Raw genomic sequence first — 19,328 nt, 5'->3', positions numbered from 1 at the left:
TCAGCCCTCCTTCGGCTTGGCGTACTCCTTGGCGGTCTGCCCTTCGAAGTCGAAGGCGACGCACGGCTCGTCGCCGACGACCCACGCGTCGTGTCCGGGCGAGCAGACGAAGACCTCGCCCGGGCCGACCTCGGCCTCGGTGCCGTCGTCCATACGGATGTGCAGATGGCCCTTGACGACATAGCCGTTGTGGTTCATCTGACAGCTCTCCGTGCCCGCGATCGGCCCCACGTCCTGGGACCAGCGCCAGCCCGGCTCGAAGGTCGCCACAGCGAAGTCGCACCCGCTCAGGTGGACGGCTTCCATGTGTCCGTGCGGGAACTCCCGCCGCTCGTCCGGCTTGTCGAGCAGCTTCATCTCGAGCATGATGCTTCTCCCTTCCGGCCGCGTCCGCCGCGGCCGGGGGGCCGGTCCCCGTCTCCCCTGCGGCGCAGGCGGCACCGGCGGCGGCCGGGCCCCTCACGTCCATCGTCCGCCCCGGGATCGGGGGCCGCCATTCGACGGCGGGCCCTTACTCCTCCCCTCCCGCGCACAGCCGCGCGAAGCGTTCGGTGTCGATGTTGCCGCCGGAGATGATCACGCCGACGCGGCGCGGGAGGCCGGTGACCCGGCCGGCGAGCAGCGCGGCCAGCGGTGTGGCGCCGCTGGGCTCGATGACGATCTTCAGCCGCTCGAAGGCGAACCGCATCGCCGCTCTGATCTCGTCGTCGCTGACCAGGGCGATCTCGTCGACCAGGCGCCGGTTGACGGAGAAGGTCAGCTCGCCGGGCGTGTGCAGGGCCTGCCCGTCGGCGATGGTGCGCGGCACCGGGATACTGATCCGCCGGCCCGCCTCCAGGGACCGCTTGGTGTCGTCCCCGGCCTCCGGCTCGACGCCGATGACACGGACCCCGGCCCGCAGCCCCTTGGCGACGGTCGCGCTGCCCGCGATCAGCCCGCCGCCCCCGACCGGGGCGATCAGGGCGTCCAGCTCACCCACCTCCTCGATCAGTTCCAGGGCCGCGGTGCCCTGGCCGGCGATGATGTGCGGATGCTCATACGGCGGGATCACGGTGAGACCGCGGTCGGCGGCTAGCGCCTCGGCGATGGCGACGCGGTCGCCGGTGTAGCGGTCGTAGGTGACGATCTCGGCGCCGTACGCGGCGGTCGCCGCCTGCTTGGAGGCGGGGGCGTCCTCCGGCATGACGATCACCGCGCTGGTGCCCAGCTCCCGGGCGGCGAGGGCGACGGCCTGCGCGTGGTTCCCCGACGAGTACGCGGCGACACCCTGGGCCAGCTGCTCGGGCGTCAGCCGGGAGATCGCGTTGTAGGCGCCGCGGAACTTGAACGCGCCCATCCGCTGGAAGTTCTCGCACTTCAGCAGGGTCTCGGCGCCGACCAGCGCGTCGAGGGTGCGGGAGCGCAGCACGGGGGTGCGGTGGGCGACGCCCTTGAGCCGCGCGGCTGCGGCGCGGACGTCGTCGAGCGTGACCGGTGAGGGGGCGGTCGTCACGGGTGTCCTCCCTGGGACGTCGGGTCGGCCTTGGCTCTGGCCTGGGAGAGATAGCTGTAGGCGGAGGCGCGGGAGATGCCGAGCCGGGCGGCGACCTGCTCGACCGCGCGGCGCACCGCGAAGACGCCGTGCTCGTCCAGGCTGCGGAACAGCTCCAGGCGGTCCTCACGGTCGAGGCCGGCCCAGTTGTGGTGCCGGTGCAGCCGGTGGGTGTCGAGGATGGCGTCGACGACGGAGTCGATGTCGTTGCCGAAGGTGGTGACCGGTGTCCGCGCGGGGTCCGTGCCCAGGCCGGCGAGGCCGCCGAGCAGGGTGTGGGCGTGGTGGACGGCGGTGACGTCGAGGTTGACGCAGAGGGCGCCGAAGACGGCTCCCGTGGAGTCGCGCAGCACCATCGTGGACGACTTGACCAGGTCGCCGGAGCGGGTCCGGGTGAGGTAGTTCAGCTCGTCGGCCGCCTCGTCGCCCCGGGCGAGGACGCGCATGCCGATCTCGCTCATCGCTCCGCCCACCGCGCGTCCGGTCACCGAACCGGCCACGGCGACCACCGACTTCTCCGGGTGCCGGTAGTCGTGCAGCACCACCTCGCACACCGGGCCGAAGGTCGCCACGAGTCCGTCGACGACCGGGGTGAGCGCGCCGATGATCGCGTCCCGCTCGGCCTCCAGGTCCTGCCCGGCCATACCGCCCCCTTGGACTGTCCATCCAATCACTGGACTTTTAGTCTAAGCCCAGGGAAGCGGGAAGCACAGGAGGGTTTTCCCTGACTCTTCCCCTAGGGATCCCCCAGGAGACCTTGGGGAGACCTTGGGGAGACCTCAGGCGCCCCCGGTGCCCGGACCTCGCGGTCGACGCTCAGTCCAGCCGACGGTCGATGGCCGACGGCCGACGGCAGCCGACCGCCGTCGGCGTCAGGCCGGGTCGTCGACGAGCCCGAAGTCCTCCGGGAAGTCCTCGAGGAATTCCCGCCGTTCGGGGTCCGTCTCCTCCGCCGCCATCGCGTCGATCAGGTCGAGCAGCTCGCCGCGCTGGTCGGGGGAGAGCCGGCCCATGAGGTGGGCAGCGTCTTCCAGGACCCTGACGGCGTCGTCCGGGTCCATCTGCTCGTCCTCGCAACTCTCGACGAACCACAGCACGTCGACCAGCCCCTCGGCCAGCGCATGGGTCAGCGACGGAAACTCGCTCATCAGGATGCCCCCGTGTTCGATCAGTGCTTTTCGGTTCCGACATCCCACCACACGCCTCTGACATCCCTTTTCACGGGTGTCACCCAGCGGTCGGAGAACGGCTGTTGGAGAACCGCTGTTGGAGAACGGCTGTTGGAGGACCGCGGTCAGAGGACGGCGGTCAGAGGACGGCGAGCAGGCCGTCGAGCGGGGCGGGGACGCGGTCGGGGTCGAGGGCCTCGACGAGGACACGGCCGTACCGGATCTTGCGCCCCTTCTTCGTACCGAGGAAGCGCCGCAGCTGCTGCTGTGCGGTACGGCCCCGCTGGGCGGGCTGGCGCAGGAAGGTCTCCAGGGCGCGCAGATCGCCCTCCGCACGGACGAGTTCCGTCACCCGTGCCACGCCCAGCGCGCGGATCAGTTCGTCCTCCAGGTCCGCCGCGCAGACGAAGAACGCCTCCTCCCCCACGCCGGCCCGCTGCCAGCCCCGGGCGTAATAGGGGCGCTCACGCTCGTCGCACAGTCCCGTGAGGCGCAGGCCGAGACCGGGTGGCCCGAGGAGGCGGGTGAAGCGCCCGACGTTCATCGCACCGCCCATCGGCAGCACGCAGACTCCCTCGGCCTCCAGGTTCCGGCCGCGTCGCCCGGCCGCCGCGTCGACCGCCGCGGCGTCGCTCGGCCCTTCGAGCAGGACGACCACCTGGACGGGCAGCCGTACGGCCAGCTCCCGCGCGGTGTCCGAGGGCCCACCGGCCGCCCACGCGGTGACCTCGTCCCGGAACGCCGCCATGTCACCCATGCCACGAGTCTCCGCCCGTCCCCGCGCCCACGCCAGGGAATAACCACCGGCACGCATCGGGGACGGTCGCTCCGTCGGCGCGGTGCAGGTCGCCGCGGGTCGGCATGTAGGGGTCCACCAGGTGCGGGACGAGGGCCAGTTGACGCCCGGACTTCCCCAACGGCGGCTCGTGGATCCTCCGTTGGCACGCGGGCCTGACCGGCGACACCGTCACTCCGGACCGCCCCGGAGGCCCCGGACGTCCCCGGACGGCGTCGTACGAGGCGGAGGCGGCGGCCGTCACCTCAGCATCGCTGCGGCTACCTGGTCGCGGGCAGCCTGGAGCTGGGCCCCGGGTGGCGGGAGACCGAGGCCGACCCGCCCGACCTGCGGTGGGAGCCGTCGGCGGGCGATTGTCAGTGGTGGGTGTCACGCTGGGTGCAAACAGGATCCACGGAAAGGCGTCATCGGCATGATCACCACGGACTTCGCTCCCGGCTCCCCCTGCTGGCTCGACCTCGGTGCCCCCGACGTCCGAGCCGCCGCCGCGTTCTACGGGACCGTGCTCGGCTGGGACTACGAGTCCATGGGCGAGGGCGGGGAAGTGGAAGGCGGCATGTTCCGCAAGGACGGCAAGATCGTGGCCGGGCTCGGCAAACTCACCGAGGAGGGCGCGCGCTCCGCCTGGATGATCTACTTCTCGGTCGCCGACGCGGACGCCACCACGCGGGCGGTGCGCGACGCGGGCGGCACGGTGCGGGTGGAGCCGAGGGACCTCGACGAGTGGGGTCGCATGGCGCACTACAGCGACCCGCTGGGCGGCCAGTTCGCCGTCTGGCAGCCGGGCACCAGCAAGGGCGTGGAGCTGGTGGACCAGCCGGGCTCGCTGTCGTGGACCGAGCTGTACACGAGCGACGCCGCCGCGGCGAAGGAGTTCTACGGCGGGATCCTCGGCTGGCGGTTCAGCGACATGGAGCTGCCGGGCGGCGGAGGCACCTACTCGCTCATCACGCCGGAGGGGCTGCCCGACGAGCGGATGCACGGCGGCGTGATGCAGCTTCCCCAGGAGGCCCTCGCCCTGGCGAACGGGCGGCCCTACTGGCACCCGGTGTTCCACGTCGAGGACTGCGACGCGGCGGTCACCAGAGTCCGGGAGAACGGCGGCAGCGTGCAGATGGGGCCGGAGGACGCGGAGGGCGTGGGCCGGCTGGCGGTCTGCCTGGACCCGTCGAACGCGGACTTCGTGGTCCTGACGCCGGCCGAGAGCTGACCCCCGGCGGACCGGGACGGCCACGAGACGCGTCCGGCTCCCGACGGGGGGTGGTCCGGGCCGCACACGGCTGGGGAAATGCCCGGCGACCCCGCGTCCGGCTTCCAACCGGGGCGGACCGGGCCTCACGCAGCCAGGGAGGCGCCCGGCAGCCCGCGGGTCTGTTCCCCGTCCGACCGGACGGCCACGAGACGCGTCGGGCCACCCAGGAGGCCGGCCCGGGCCGCACGCGGCTGGGGAGGTGTCCGGCAACGCGCGGGTGTATGCAGGTTTCATGGGCCCAGGACGACCGCGTGGCGGTCTTCGCGGACCGAGGGAGCAGCCTCGGGTCCTGCTGATGGTTCCCCTCGGGCTCATCGCGATCGTCACGGTGGGCGACATCCTGGCGCCCCCCGAGGTCCATCTCGGCCCGTTCCTGGCCGCCGCCCCCGCGGTCACCGCCTCCTTCGCGGGCCCGCGCACCACCGCGTGCGTCGGCGCGCTCGCCGTGCTGGCCCAGGCGGTGGTCGCGATCGTACGCACCAGCCTCACGGACCTGAACCACAGCCTGCAGATCACCGCGCTGATCATGATTTCGGTGTGCGTGACGTTCTTCGCGTACCTCCGGGAGAGGCACGAGAAGCAGCTGACGCAGCTGCGCGCGGTGGCGGAAGCCGCGCAGCAGGTCGTGCTGCGCCCGCTGCCGCGGCGGATCGGCCCGTTGCGGATCGCCTCGGTCTACATGGCGGCCGAGGCGGAGGCGCAGATCGGCGGTGATCTGTTCGCCGCCGTGCGGACCGCGCACGGCACGCGTTTCATCGTGGGGGACGTCCGGGGCAAGGGCCTGGAGGCGGTCGGGGACGCCGCGCTCCTGCTGGGGGCGTTCCGCGCCGCCGCGCACCGGCAGGCCGATCTGCCCTCCCTGGTCGCCTCCCTGGAGGGCACGGTGTCCTCGAACCTGGACGATCCCCGGGCAGCCGTGTCCGCCACCGCGGCTCCCAGCGAGGGGTTCATCACGGCCGCCGTGCTGGACATCCCCGACACCGCGTCCGTCCTCCACCTGATCAACTGCGGTCACCCGCCGCCCCTGCTGCTGCGCGAGGGCCTGGTCACCTCGCTGGAGGTGTGCGAACCGGCGCCGCCCCTGGGGCTCAACGAGTTCGCCGACTCCCCCTTCGCCGCGCAGCGCTTCCCGTTCCGGCCCGGCGACACCCTCCTGCTCTACACCGACGGCGTCATCGAGGCCCGCGACGACTCCGGGGCCTTCTACCCCCTGGCCCAGCGCATGGCCGCCCTCGGCACCGGCGGCCCTCAACGCCTCCTGCGCCGGCTCCGCGAGGATCTCCTCTCGCACACGCTGGGCGGCCACCTCGGTGACGACGCGGCCATGGTGGCGATCCAGCGGGTGCGGTGGGAGTGACTCGCCCGCCCTGGCGTCACGCCGGGAGGCGACGGCTTCAGCCGACGGTGTCGCCGACTGCCACGGGGTGAGCCTCCAGCTCCGGCGTGGCCAGCAGGTCACAGATCAGTTCCCGCGATCCGCCGACGTAGGTGCTGACCAGGTCCACGTCGCCGCCCACGCACCAGGCGCGGTCCTCGGGCCACCACAGGTCGGGCAGCTCCGCGAACTCGTCGAGCAGGAGGGGCGATACGGCGTCGGCCAGGGTTCCGGCGAGGAGGACCTCGTCGCGGCCAGGGGTGGGGAAGGAGGGGACGTGGTCGAAGTCCCACCGGCCGTAGCCGCTCCACAGGCCGAACCAGCAGTGCTCGGGGGTCGCGGTGTGGCGGGCCAGGACGGGCATCAGGGCGCGGGCGACGCCGGGCGGGGTCGGCCCTTCGGACGCGTGCTCGTCCCAGACGCCGGGCAGGCCGTACTCGGACGCGTTGTGGTAGTCGCGGTCCATGCCGATCAGCTCGTGCCAGCGCGTGTGCCCCGTGACCTCGCGCCCGTGGGCGGCACCCACCGTCTCCCAGCGCACCGGCCGCTCGTCGAGGGAGGCGGGATGCAGGATCCGGGCGTAGGCGGGGAAACCGGGCGCGGCGACACTTCCGACCGTGCCGAAGACGGCCTCCCGGGCTCGCTCGACGAGCCAGCGGGCCGGGCCCAGGTCGGCGGCCTGCACGCGCAGGCGTCCGTACGACGTCGGAGCGGGATCGCGGTGAACCGGGCGGTAGGAGTCCATTCCGCAGAGTCTGCCCGATGAGCATGAGCCCGGCGGGCCCGGCCGGGGGCAGCCCGGAACAGCCAGGGGCGGGACGGGCCGGGGCCGGCCAGGGGCGGCCGGGAAGACGGGCCGGGGCGGCCGGGAGACGGGCCGGGGCGGCCGGGGAGACGGGCCGGGCCGGCCGGGAAGACGGGCCGGGGCGGGCCGCTGGACGGGCAAGGCGGGCCGCGAGGACAGCCAAGGCCGGGCCACGAGGACGGGCCAGGGACGGGAACAGCCCGGAGGAAAATCCCCGAGCGAGGTGCCCGGCCTCTCCCCCACGATGGCCACCTCCCCCGCCACCACCACCCCTCACTCAACCGGTAAAGTGGCCCGCTTCACATGGCAGTACCGGGCCCGCGCCTCCACCATGGTCCTCACTCAACGGCAGGCCGAAGGGATCCAGGATGTTCCGCAAGGTGCTGGTCGCCAACCGAGGCGAGATCGCGATCCGGGCGTTCCGCGCCGGCTATGAGCTGGGCGCGCGCACGGTCGCCGTCTTCCCGTACGAGGACCGCAACTCGCTGCACCGGCTCAAGGCCGACGAGGCATACCAGATCGGCGAGCCGGGGCACCCGGTGCGCGCCTACCTGTCCGTCGAGGAGATCGTGCGGGCCGCGCGGCGGGCGGGCGCGGACGCCGTGTACCCGGGCTACGGGTTCCTGTCGGAGAACCCGGAGCTGGCGCGGGCGTGCGCCGAGGCGGGCATCACGTTCGTCGGGCCGGACGCCGACACGCTGGAGCTGACGGGGAACAAGGCGCGCGCGGTGGCCGCCGCGCGGGCGGCCGGGGTACCGGTGCTCGGCTCCTCGGCGCCCTCGACGGACGTGGACGAGCTGGTCCGGGCCGCGGAGGAGATCGGGTTCCCGGTGTTCGTGAAGGCGGTCGCGGGCGGTGGCGGGCGCGGGATGCGGCGGGTGGAGGACCCGGCCGCGCTGCGCGAGTCCATCGAGGCGGCGTCCCGGGAGGCGGCGTCGGCGTTCGGCGATCCGACCGTGTTCCTGGAGAAGGCGGTCGTCGATCCCCGCCACATCGAGGTGCAGATCCTCGCCGACGGCGAGGGCAACGTCATGCACCTGTTCGAGCGGGACTGCTCGCTGCAGCGCCGCCACCAGAAGGTGATCGAGCTGGCGCCCGCGCCGAACCTGGACCCGGAGCTGCGGGAGCGGATCTGCGCGGACGCGGTGCGGTTCGCGCGCGAGATCGGCTACCGCAACGCGGGCACGGTGGAGTTCCTGCTCGACCGGGACGGCAACCACGTCTTCATCGAGATGAACCCGCGGATCCAGGTCGAGCACACGGTCACCGAGGAGGTCACCGACGTCGACCTGGTGCAGGCGCAGCTGCGTATCGCGGCGGGCGAGACGCTGGCGGACCTGGGCCTGTCCCAGGAGACGCTGACGCTGCGCGGCGCGGCCCTGCAGTGCCGTATCACCACCGAGGACCCGGCGAACGGGTTCCGCCCGGACACCGGACGGATCAGCGCGTACCGCTCCCCCGGCGGCTCCGGCATCCGGCTGGACGGCGGCACCACGCACGCCGGTACGGAGATCAGCGCGCACTTCGACTCGATGCTGGTGAAGCTGACCTGCCGGGGCCGGGACTTCCCGGCGGCGATCGGCCGGGCCCGGCGGGCGGTGGCCGAGTTCCGCATCCGCGGTGTCGCCACGAACATCCCGTTCCTCCAGGCCGTCCTGGACGACCCGGACTTCCAGGCGGGCCGGGTCACCACCTCCTTCATCGAGGAGCGCCCGCATCTGCTGACCGCGCGGCACTCCGCCGACCGCGGCACCAAGCTGCTGACGTATCTCGCCGACGTGACGGTGAACAAGCCGCACGGCGAGCGTCCGGAACTGGTCGACCCGGTCACCAAGCTGCCGCCGCTGCCCGCCGGTTCGCCGCCCGCGGGCTCCCGGCAGCGGCTTACCGAACTCGGCCCCGAGGGCTTCGCCCGCGCCCTGCGGGAGGCGCCCACGCTCGGCGTCACCGACACCACCTTCCGCGACGCCCACCAGTCGCTGCTGGCCACCCGGGTGCGCACCAAGGACCTGCTGGCCGTCGCCCCGCACGTCGCGCACACCCTGCCGGGGCTGCTGTCCCTGGAGTGCTGGGGCGGCGCGACGTACGACGTGGCGCTGCGCTTCCTCGCCGAGGACCCGTGGGAGCGGCTGGCGGCGCTGCGCGAGGCGGTGCCCAACATCTGTCTGCAGATGCTGCTGCGCGGGCGCAACACGGTGGGCTACACGCCGTACCCGACGGAGGTGACCGACGCGTTCGTGCAGGAGGCCGCGGCCACCGGCATCGACATCTTCCGCATCTTCGACGCGCTCAACGACGTGGACCAGATGCGGCCGGCCATCGACGCCGTACGCGAGACGGGCACGGCCGTCGCGGAGGTCGCCCTCTGCTACACCGCGGACCTGTCGGACCCGAACGAGCGGCTGTACACCCTCGACTACTACCTGCGGCTGGCCGAGCGGATCGTCGAGGCCGGCGCGCATGTGCTGGCCGTGAAGGACATGGCCGGTCTGCTGCGCGCCCCGGCCGCCGCCAAGCTGGTCTCCGCGCTGCGCCGCGAGTTCGACCTGCCGGTCCATCTGCACACCCACGACACCGCGGGCGGCCAGCTGGCCACCTATCTCGCGGCGGCGCAGGCGGGTGTGGACGCCGTCGACGGGGCCGTGGCGTCGATGGCGGGCACCACGTCCCAGCCGTCGCTGTCGGCGATCGTGGCCGCCACGGACCACTCCGACCGGCCGACGGGCCTGGACCTCCAGGCGGTCGGGGACCTGGAGCCGTACTGGGAGGGTGTCCGCAAGGTCTACGCCCCCTTCGAGTCCGGGCTCGCCTCCCCGACCGGGCGGGTCTACCACCACGAGATCCCCGGCGGTCAGCTGTCCAACCTGCGCACCCAGGCGGTCGCGCTGGGCCTCGGCGACCGCTTCGAGGAGATCGAGGCGATGTACGCCGCCGCGGACCGCATCCTGGGCCGCCTGGTGAAGGTCACGCCGTCGTCGAAGGTGGTCGGCGACCTGGCGCTGCACCTGGTGGGCGCCGGGGTGACGCCGGAGGACTTCGAGGCGACGCCGGACCGGTTCGACATCCCCGACTCCGTCATCGGGTTCCTGCGCGGTGAGCTGGGCACCCCGCCGGGCGGCTGGCCGGAGCCGTTCCGCACGAAGGCGCTCCAGGGGCGCGGCGCGGCCAAGCCGGTGAAGGAGCTGACGGACGAGGACCGCGCGGGGCTGGAGAAGTCCCGGCGGGCGACCCTCAACCGGCTGCTGTTCCCGGGCCCGACGCGTGACTTCGAGGCCCACCGTCAGGCGTACGGCGACACCAGCGTGCTGGACAGCAAGGACTTCTTCTACGGCCTGCGCCCCGCGAAGGAGTACGCCGTCGACCTGGAGCCCGGCGTGCGGCTGCTGATCGAGCTGCAGGCCATCGGCGAGCCCGACGAGCGCGGGATGCGCACGGTGATGGCCGACCTCAACGGCCAGCTGCGGCCGATCCAGGTGCGGGACGCGGCGGCCGCCTCGGACGCGCCCGTGACCGAGAAGGCGGACCGCGCCAACCCCGGCCATGTGGCGGCCCCGTTCGCGGGTGTGGTGACGCTGGCGGTCGCCGAGGGCGACGAGGTCGCGGCCGGGGCGACGGTGGCCACCATCGAGGCGATGAAGATGGAGGCCGCCATCACCGCCCCGCGCGCGGGCCGGGTGGGCAGGCTCGCCATCAACCGGGTCCAGCAGGTGGAGGGCGGTGACCTGCTCGTCGAGATCGCCTGACAGGCGACCGCCTGACCACGTAGTCGCCTGACCTCGTGGTCGCCTGACGGCACACGCCCGGGGCGCCCTGCCCGCCGTTATTCCTTTGACGGCGGGCAGGGCGCCCTTGTTAGCCTGGCAAGGTGATCAGGGCTTTCTACTTCATCTGACGCCGCCCCGGGAGGCCGGGCGCCGGCGTCCTCCGCCGTGTCCGGGTGACCTCCCGTTTCCGCACCGGTCACTGATCACGACTCCCGATACGGCGGCTCACCCATGCTCGGCCCCACCTCCTCCGCTTCATCCGCGCCCTCTTCCTTCCAGGTCGTCCTGGACGACGTCGTCCGCTCCCCCGGCGGCCGGCCGCTGCTGGACGGCGTACGCCAGACCGTGGCGCTCGGCGAGCGCATCGGCGTCGTAGGCGAGAACGGCGGCGGCAAGTCCACCCTCCTGCGCCTGATCGCCGGTCTCGACCGGCCGGACGCAGGAGAGCTGCGCGTCCACGCCCCTGGCGGCACCGGGTATCTCCCGCAGACCCCCGACCTGCCCCCGGACGACACCGTCCAGGACGCCGTCGACCATGCCCTCGCCGAGATCCGCGCGCTGGAACGCGCTCTGCGGACCACCGAACAGGCCCTCGCCGAGGCCGCACCCGCCGAACTGGACGGGCTGCTCGCCTCGTACGGCGAACTGCTGGCGGCGTTCGAGGCGCGCGACGGCTACGCGGCCGACGCCCGCGTCCAAGCCGCCCTGCACGGTCTCGGCATCGCGCACCTGGCGCCCGACCGGCTCCTCGGCAGTCTCTCGGGCGGTGAACAGGCCCGTCTCGGTCTGGCCTGCGTCCTGGCCGCCGCCCCACAGCTGCTGCTCCTGGACGAGCCGACCAACCATCTGGACATCACCGCCGTGGAGTGGCTGGAAAAGCATCTGTGCTCCCACCGCGGGAGTGTGCTCGTCGTCTCCCACGACCGGGTCTTCCTGGAGCGGGTCGCCACCGCCCTGTGGGAGGTGGACCCCGAACGCCGGACCGTCCACCGGCACGGCGGCGGTTACCCGGGCTATCTGCGGGCCAGGGCCGCGATCCGGCGCCGCTGGGAGCGGGAGTACGCCGACTGGGAGCGGGAGCTGGCCGAGCAGCGCGAGCTGGTGCGGCTTGCCGCCGACGGCGTGGCTTCGGGTGCCCGGCGGGCGGCGAACGCCGACCGCGTGGGCGGGCGGCACCAGCGCTCCGTGGAGAGGCAACTGTCCTCGCGGGTCCGGCAGGCCAAGGAGCGCGTACGGCGGCTGGAGGAGTCCCCGGTGCCCCGGCCGCCGGAGCCGTTGCGGTTCACCGCGCGGGTCGCCGGAGGCGACGGGGACGGGGCCGGTGCCGGGCATGCGGCCGGCTCCGGCTCCGGCTCCGGCTCCGGCTCCGGCTCCGGCTCCGGCTCCGGCGGGAACGACGGCGCCGGCCACGACGAACCGCTCGCCGCGCTCCACGACGTGGCGGTCGCGCCCCGCCTCGACATACCCCAGTTCACCGTCGCACCGGGCGAGCGGGTCCTGGTCACCGGGCCCAACGGGGCGGGCAAGAGCACGCTGCTGCGGGTCCTCGCCGGTGACCTGCGCCCGGACCGGGGCCGGTGCCGGCGGCCGGCGCGGATCGGCTGGCTGCCGCAGGAGTCCCGGGTCACCGATCCGGGGCGGACCCTGCTGGACGCCTTCGCCGCCGGGCGGCCCGGTGACCCGGAGGAGCACCGCGCGGCCCTGCTCGGCTTCGGTCTGTTCCGTCCCGCGGACCTGGCGGTGCGGGTCGGCGCGCTGTCGACGGGTCAGCTGCGCCGGCTCGCGCTGGCCCGCCTGCTGTGCGGGCCGGTCGACCTGCTCCTGCTCGACGAGCCGACGAACCACTTCTCGCCCGCGCTGGTGGAGGACGTGGAAGCGGCTCTGGACGGCTACCGGGGCGCGCTGGTGATGGTCACTCACGACCGCATGCTCTCCGAGCGGTTCACCGGTCGCCGGGTGCGGTTGCGGGACGGCCGCCAGGTGCCGTAGGCGAGATTGAGCCACCCCCGCGTGCTCGTTTCTGCTCACAACAGCTTCTTTTCGAGCACCTATTGACACACGGGGGCGGCGTGGACAGAGTCATGCGGCAGCAAGAGCAGCCGGCCACGCATAAGGGAGCGATCCGCGCCATGCCTGAAATCCCTGCTGTCTCACGCCGCACTCTCATGGGCGGGGCCCTGGCCTCCGGGGCCGTCGTCGCCGGACTCGGCACCGGGGCCTCCGCCACACCGGCCACCACCACCGACGCCCCGTCCGCCGCCCCCGACGCCCCGCTCGCCGACGGCGCTCCGCCCCGGCGCCGGGGTCAGAAGTCCATGGTCGACGTCCCGTTCGAGGAGCACCGCACGGTCCGCGTCGGCCTGATCGGCCTGGGCAACCGGGGTCACGGCATGTCCTCGGGCTGGGCCGCCGTCCCCGGCTGCACCGTGACGGCCGTATGCGACATACGCGCCGAACGCACCAGACGCACCGCCGACCGACTGGTCGCCGAGGGCCGCCCCCGGCCGGCCGAGTACGGCGGCTCGGCCGACGCCTACGAGCGCATGCTGCGCCGTGACGACATCGACCTCGTCTACATCGCCACCCCGTGGGAGTTCCACTACGAGCAGGGCCGCGCGGCGCTGCTGGCCGGCAAGCACGCGCTGGTCGAACTGCCCGTCGCGACGGAGCTGGACGAGCTGTGGGACCTGGTCGACACCAGCGAGCGCACCCGCCGGCACCTCATCCTCTCCGAGAACTGCAACTACGGCCGCAACGAGCTGGCGATGCTGAAGATGGCCCACGACGGCCTGTTCGGCGAGATCACCAACGGGCACGGCGGCTATCTGCACGACCTGCGGGCACTGCTGTTCTCCGACACGTACTACACGGACTCCTGGCGGCGGCTGTGGCACACCCGCTCCACCGCCTCCTTCTACGCGATGCACGGCCTGGGCCCGATCGCGGCGGCCATGGACATCAATCGCGGCGACCGGATGACCGTCCTGCGGGCCACCTCCACCGAGCCCAGGGGGCTCGCCGACTACCGCGCGCGGTTCGTGCCGAAGTCCCACCCGAGCTGGCAGGAGACGTACATCAACGGCGACCTCGTCACCTGCCTGATCGACACCGCGCGGGGCCGGGTGATCCGGGCCGAGCACGACGTCAGCTCGCCGCGCCCCTACAGCCGTATCAACTCCCTCGCCGGCAGCCGTGGCATCTTCGAGGACTACGCGGGCGTGACCTCCGCGAGCGGTGGCCGGATCTATCTGGAGCCGGACCACAGCGGCCACACCTGGCGAGCGTTCGACGCCTACCGCAAGGAGTTCGACCACTGGCTGTGGCAGAAGATCGGCGACGACGCCGCCAACAACGGCGGGCACGGCGGGATGGACTACGTCCTGCAGTGGCGCACCGTCCAGCAGATGCGTGCCGGGCTGGCCCCGGACATGGACGTCTACGACGCCGCCGTCTGGTGCTCCCCGGTGCCGCTGAGCGTCAAGTCCCTCGCGGCGGGCGGCCGTCCGGTGGCGGTGCCTGATTTCACCCGAGGCTCGTGGGTGAACCACCGTACGGGCCTGGACTCCCGCCCCAGTGAGATGCCTCCCGTCGCCTGAGCGACCCCTTGTCCGGGTGGCCGCCGTGACGCATGCTGCTCGGCGGCCACCGCCTCGGGGCGCGGTGACCGCCGGACAGGCCGAAGAGCGGAGGCACACGGTGGGCGACGTACTGGCACGGGCGTTGTGGGAGCGGTACGAACCGGTGCACGACCTCGTCTACTTCGCGCCGGAGGCCCACAGCGCCGCGGACGACCTGGGCCTGCGCGGCTTCTGGATGGGCTACTTCGCCCTGCGCGCGGCCCCGCTCGGCCCCGTCACCGCGCCCGTCGTCACCGGCTGCTTCTACGTCTTCCACCCCGACCGCGTGGCGCGGGCGCTGCCGGACGCCTGGCGGTACACGACCCCGGCCGACGCGCTCGCCGCCCGGCTGGCGGCGGTCGATGCCGCGATGCGGCGACTGTACGGCCCGGACGGCGTCGCCTCCGGCGCGATGACCGAGGCGGCGGACCTGGCCTGGGAGGCGGCCCTGGCGGCGGACACGGCGGGCCGGGTGCTCGGCGCCGCCAACCAGGCCCTCGACCGCCCGCACCAGCCGCACCTCAGGCTGTGGCAGGCGCTGACGACGCTGCGCGAGCACCGCGGGGACGGTCATGTCGCGGTGCTCGTCGCCCACGGCCTGGGACCGGTCGAGGCGATGGTGCTGAAGGCCGCCGCCGGCGAGTCGGACGCCACGCTGCTGCGGGAGACCCGCAAGTGGGACCTGACGGCGTGGCAGGCGGCCGAGGAGGCGCTGCGCGAGCGCGGATGGCTCGCCGGGGACGGCTCGCTGACCGGTGCCGGAGCGGCCGTGCACGAGGAGGTCGAGGCGCGGACCGACGCCGCCGCGGCCCGCCCCTGGAAGGTCCTGGGCGAGGCCGCCGCCGCACGCCTGGCCGATCTGCTCGACCCCCTGGCCAGGACGGTGCTGGACGCGGGACTGGTCCCGCCCGGCAACCCGGCGGGACTCACCGGCGGACCGTGGGAGTCGTCCCGCCCCGCCGGCGGCTGACCGGATTCCGGCCGTCTCCCGGCACCCAGGCAACCCAGGGATCGCTCTGTGCCTCCTCCTCCACGAGAGGCGCCCCCGTGACGGCGCCTCCCGGACCAGGAGTTGAGGAGAGGATCATTGAAACGTGCCCGAATAGCGTGGGCGGCCACGCTCGCCGCGGTCACGCTGATCGGCGTGTCACCCGCCGTGGCCCAGGCCCGGCCGCAGCCACCCGGCGCCGCCGTGCCCGCCCGGGACCACGGCGTGGACGAGCTGCCGCCCGGCTGGCGGATCACCGCCACGGACGAGGGGAACACCCTGGAGTGGCGCGCGCCGCGGCGGATCCCGCCGGGTGACGCCCGCGTGGAGTTCCGCACCGGTGACGGCCCGCTGGGCGTGCCGGAGCCGGACGAGGACGGCCGCACCTTCCGGCTGCCGCTCGACGAGGCAGCCGGGGCAGGCCGGTTGACGGACCTTCAGGTGTGGTCCGGCGGACGCCGGCTGGACGAGCGCCGGGGCGCGGACGAGGGACCGGACGCCGCCGCCCCGCGCACCCCGAAGCTCCCGCCCCGGCCGCCCGCGGGCGCCGTCGACCCGGGCAAGCCGGGGCCGTACGACACGGTCTCCGGCGAGTACGCGCTCGACTCCGTGCGGCTGCCCGGCTTCCCGGCGCCGGTCGAGATGCGCGGCCTGGTCGTCGCCCCCGAGGGGGCCACCGGCAAGCGTCCCCTCGCGCTGTTCCTGCACGGCCGGCACGCCACCTGCTACGTGCCGGGAGGCGGCGAGGACGCCGTCACGATCGACTGGCCGTGCGCCGCGGGCGCGCAGCCGATCCCCAGCCACCGCGGCTATCTGAAGGACCAGAAACTGCTGGCCTCCCAGGGCTATGTGACGGTGTCGATCTCCGCCAACGGCGTCAACGGCCAGGACGCCGACGTCGAGGACGCCGGCGCGCAGGCCCGCTCGTCGCTGGTGCGTACGCATCTGGCGCGCTGGGCGGACTGGTCGGCCGAGCCGTCCACCGCGCCCGCGGCCGTGCGCAAGGCGCCCCGGGCCGATCTGTCCCGCGTCCTGCTGGTGGGTCACTCGCGTGGCGGTGAGGGCGTCGACCGGGCCGCGCTGGACAGCCTCTATCCGCCGCCCGCCGACCAGGACGGCCCGGCGGGACGGACCCGCTGGAAGGTCCGCGGCACGGTGCTCATCGGCCCCACGATCTTCGGCCAGAACCCGGTGCCCGACGTGCCGTCGCTGACCATCCTGCCGGGCTGCGACGGGGACGTCTCGGACCTCCAGGGCCAGGTGTACGTCGACGGCACCCGGGGCGTGAGCCGCGGCAAGGCTCTGCACAGCGCGGTGTACATGACCGGCGCCAACCACAACTTCTTCAACAGCGAGTGGACACCGGGCCAGGCCCAGGCACCCGCGAACGACGACTTCTGGGACGACCCCGACCAGCGGGACCCGGTCTGCTCCCCCGGCAGCCCCACCCGGCTGACCGCCGACCAGCAGCACCGCGCGGGCGCCACCTACATCGCCGCCGCCGCGCGGCTGTTCGTCGCCGGTGACGACCGGGTGCGGGAGCTGATCGACGGCACCGGCCGCCGGGCGCCCTCGGCGGACCCCGCGCGCGTCCTCACGCACGCGGTGGGCGCGGGCCGCGGCGCCGGCTTCCTGCCCGACGGCGCGGTGAAGGTGACCGGCGGACGGCTGTGCTCCGCGGTCGACCCGGACCCGCGCAAGGCCTGCCTCGGCGAGAACGTGTCCGGCTCGTCCCCGCACTTCGCGCGCTGGTGGCCGGAGCGCGAGGAGGGGCGGCGCGCCGTCGCGCTGAAGTGGTCCGCGGCGGGCACGCCGACGCGGATCCGCCCCGACGAGCCCGTCTCCCTCCGGGGCGCGAAGAGCCTGGCGCTGCGGGTCATCGTGCCGCCGGGCAGCACCGGCACGAAGCTCGACGTCGCCGTCACCGACGCGGCCGGCAAGCGGGTCACCCTGGGCGCGGTCCGCGTGGACGGCCTGCCGGGTAGCGACCGTACGGCCTCGTACTGGGCGCAGGAGGTGCGCGTACCGCTGAGCGCCGCCGGCCGCGCCGGAGTCGACCTGAAGCGGGTGGCCGCGCTGGAGCTGACCCCGCGGTCGCGCGCGGGCCGGGCGTGGCTGATGGACGCCCACGCCTGGCGGCCCGGCACGCCCGCGGTGCGGACGCCGGCGCTGCCCCGCGTGGACATCGGGCGGCTGACGGTCGACGAGGGCGACGCGGGCGCGCGCACCTACGAGGTGCCCATCCGCGTCTCCGGCCAGGGCAGCGGAACGGTGCGGGTGTACGTGATGGACCCGGAGACCGGGGCGACCACGCACCGCCTGGTCACGATGCGTCCCGGCGACCCGGGCACCACGGTGACGATGAAGGTGGAGGGCAACGAGCGCTACGCCTGGGACGAGTCCAAGCACGTCCTCGTGAAGGCGGTCCACGGCTCGGTCGTCGGCTCGTACGTCGGTGGCGTCACCGCCCGGAACGACGACCCGATGCCCGAGACCGTTCTGACGCCGGTCGCGGACGAGGTCACCGAGGGGCAGCCGCTGCGCTGGCGTGTCTCGCTGTCCGAGCCCGCCGACGTGCCGCTCGGGGCGGCGCTGACCGTGGTGCCGGCCGGCGACCGGCCGGAGCTGTCCACGCGGGACGTCGACCCGGAGTGGCTGCGGGAGATGTACGGCGAGGTCCCCGACCAGGAGGTGCCGCTGTCGCGGCTGGAGTACTTCTCCGTGTGGGCGTCGGTCCCGGCCGGTGAACTGACCGCCGAGCCGGCCGTGCCCACGGTGGCCGACCGGATCGCCGAGCCGACCGAGTACGTGGTGCTCCAGCCCACCGACATGGAGGGCGCGCCCGACGGCCCGCCCGTCACCGGTGCGGTGCGCGACGCGTCGTAGCGGTCGACGGCCCCTGCCCCGTCCCCTCACGCCTCTCACGAGCCGGTATCGTATTCCGGAAACACAATGCCGCGATGCGGAAAGCTTGGGCTCGTCTGAGGGGGCGGGGCATGCGACGGTCGGTCCTGACTGGCTGGTGGTCTTCGGAACGTGGTCCGGGCTTCGCGGGGCAGGTGCTGCGCGGTCTGGCCCAGGTGATGTTCCTGGCCCGCCCGTGGGCGGGCGCCGTCGTCTGCCTGGCCCTGTGCGCGGCCGACTGGCGGCTCGCGGTGTACGCGGCCGGGGGCGCCGCCCTCGGCACCGGCACCGCGCGGCTGCTGGGCGTCACCCGGGACCGGCTGGCTCCCGGGCTTGAGGGCTTCAACCCGGCCCTGACGGCCCTGTGCTGCGCGGTGCTCCTCGGCCCGGACAGACCCGCCACGGCGCTGCTCGCCGCCGCGGGCAGCGTCGTGGCCACGGTGCTCACCGCGGCGGCGCTCCGGCTGCTGCGCGTCTGGAGCCTGCCGCCGCTGACCCTGCCGTACTGCGTCCTGGCGGTCGCGATGAGCGTCGCCGCGCCCGCCTTCCGGCGCGTCTGGCCCTACGGCGACGGTCTCGCCGCACTGCCCGGCGCCGCGTCCGGACCGACCGCGCTGCGCCCGGAGGAGCTGGCGCGGGCCTTCCTCCACAACGTCTCCCAGGTCTTCTTCCTGGAACGCTGGCATGTGGGGGCGCTCCTGCTCGCGGCCCTCTTCCTGGCGAGCCGTACGGCGGGGCTCGCGGCCTGCGCCGGCAGCGCGACGGGCATCGCCGCCGCCTGGGCCCTCGGAGCGCCGGCCGAGCGGATCGCCGACGGCACCCTGGGCTACAACGCGGTACTGGTCGCGCTCGCGCTGTGCGGGGTGTTCCTGCCGGCGACACCGGCCACGCTGCTGTACGCGCTGCTCGGCGCGGCGACCGCGACCGCCCTGACGCCGGCCGTCGCGGCGCTGCTCGCCCCCTCCGGCGGTCACGCCTTCACCTGGCCGTTCGTGCTGACGACACTCGGTTTCCTGGCCGCCGCCCGCTCCTTCCCACGGCTCACCACCACCCCGTTCCCGGCCCCGCAGCGGAGCTGACCACGCGCCGGGACCGCCGCACATGTCGGGAATCATCCGTCCAGGCCG

General features: G+C 73.9%; 14 protein-coding genes. 8 read left to right on the top strand and 6 right to left on the bottom strand.

Going from position 1 to position 19,328, the window contains the following annotated elements:
* The 5 genes from ACIG0D_RS11685 to ACIG0D_RS11665 form a co-directional block, all read right to left on the bottom strand.
* Positions 1–366 carry a cupin domain-containing protein gene (locus ACIG0D_RS11685; protein WP_399798754.1) on the bottom strand — a complete coding sequence of 122 codons (366 nt, stop codon included), beginning with the start codon at positions 364–366 and terminating at the stop codon, positions 1–3.
* Between the two features lie 145 nt (positions 367–511).
* The gene (locus ACIG0D_RS11680; protein WP_399798751.1) at positions 512–1,492 is read right to left on the bottom strand and encodes a threo-3-hydroxy-L-aspartate ammonia-lyase; all 981 of its coding nucleotides are present in this window, start codon (positions 1,490–1,492) and stop codon (positions 512–514) included.
* Positions 1,489–2,175, bottom strand: a complete 687-nt coding sequence (locus ACIG0D_RS11675) for a transcriptional regulator (protein ID WP_399798749.1) — start codon at positions 2,173–2,175, stop codon at positions 1,489–1,491. The genes ACIG0D_RS11680 and ACIG0D_RS11675 overlap by 4 nt, the downstream gene beginning before the upstream one ends.
* A 228-nt stretch (positions 2,176–2,403) precedes the next feature.
* Positions 2,404–2,679, bottom strand: coding sequence for a hypothetical protein (locus ACIG0D_RS11670; protein ID WP_399798746.1), 276 nt, complete (start codon positions 2,677–2,679; stop codon positions 2,404–2,406).
* Positions 2,680–2,839: 160 nt separating this feature from the next.
* Complete coding sequence (locus ACIG0D_RS11665; RefSeq protein ID WP_399798744.1) at positions 2,840–3,457, bottom strand: TOPRIM nucleotidyl transferase/hydrolase domain-containing protein; 618 nt, start codon at positions 3,455–3,457, stop codon at positions 2,840–2,842.
* Between the two features lie 451 nt (positions 3,458–3,908).
* Between ACIG0D_RS11665 and ACIG0D_RS11660 the strand changes: the two genes are divergently transcribed.
* The gene (locus ACIG0D_RS11660) at positions 3,909–4,706 is read left to right on the top strand and encodes a VOC family protein (protein ID WP_399798741.1); all 798 of its coding nucleotides are present in this window, start codon (positions 3,909–3,911) and stop codon (positions 4,704–4,706) included.
* Positions 4,707–5,043: 337 nt separating this feature from the next.
* Entirely contained in the window at positions 5,044–6,105 is a 1,062-nt protein-coding gene (locus ACIG0D_RS11655; protein ID WP_399798738.1) for a PP2C family protein-serine/threonine phosphatase, read from the top strand.
* Positions 6,106–6,142: 37 nt separating this feature from the next.
* Here the strand turns inward: ACIG0D_RS11655 and ACIG0D_RS11650 are convergent, their stop codons facing one another.
* Positions 6,143–6,868 (bottom strand): hypothetical protein, encoded by a 726-nt coding sequence (locus ACIG0D_RS11650; protein ID WP_399798736.1) that lies wholly within the window; start codon positions 6,866–6,868, stop codon positions 6,143–6,145.
* Between the two features lie 428 nt (positions 6,869–7,296).
* On the opposite strand from ACIG0D_RS11650, the gene ACIG0D_RS11645 reads away from it, so the two are divergent.
* The 6 genes from ACIG0D_RS11645 (at position 7,297) to ACIG0D_RS11620 (ending at position 19,280) form a co-directional block, all read left to right on the top strand.
* Entirely contained in the window at positions 7,297–10,671 is a 3,375-nt protein-coding gene (locus ACIG0D_RS11645) for a pyruvate carboxylase (RefSeq protein WP_399798734.1), read from the top strand.
* Positions 10,672–10,923: 252 nt separating this feature from the next.
* Complete coding sequence (locus ACIG0D_RS11640; protein WP_399798731.1) at positions 10,924–12,681, top strand: ABC-F family ATP-binding cassette domain-containing protein; 1,758 nt, start codon at positions 10,924–10,926, stop codon at positions 12,679–12,681.
* A gap of 140 nt (positions 12,682–12,821) precedes the next feature.
* The gene (locus ACIG0D_RS11635) at positions 12,822–14,288 is read left to right on the top strand and encodes a Gfo/Idh/MocA family oxidoreductase (protein ID WP_399798729.1); all 1,467 of its coding nucleotides are present in this window, start codon (positions 12,822–12,824) and stop codon (positions 14,286–14,288) included.
* A gap of 100 nt (positions 14,289–14,388) precedes the next feature.
* On the top strand, positions 14,389–15,279 hold the full coding sequence (locus ACIG0D_RS11630) for a hypothetical protein (RefSeq protein ID WP_399798726.1): 891 nt from the start codon (positions 14,389–14,391) through the stop codon (positions 15,277–15,279).
* Positions 15,280–15,396: 117 nt separating this feature from the next.
* The gene (locus tag ACIG0D_RS11625; protein ID WP_399798724.1) at positions 15,397–18,183 is read left to right on the top strand and encodes a hypothetical protein; all 2,787 of its coding nucleotides are present in this window, start codon (positions 15,397–15,399) and stop codon (positions 18,181–18,183) included.
* 110 nt (positions 18,184–18,293) lie between these two features.
* On the top strand, positions 18,294–19,280 hold the full coding sequence (locus tag ACIG0D_RS11620; RefSeq protein WP_399798721.1) for an urea transporter: 987 nt from the start codon (positions 18,294–18,296) through the stop codon (positions 19,278–19,280).
* The last annotated feature ends 48 nt before the right edge of the window (positions 19,281–19,328 follow it).

The organism is Streptomyces sp. NPDC052773 (assembly GCF_044547145.1).
GTDB lineage: Bacteria > Actinomycetota > Actinomycetes > Streptomycetales > Streptomycetaceae > Streptomyces.
This window is presented reverse-complemented; position numbering and strand designations above follow the sequence as displayed.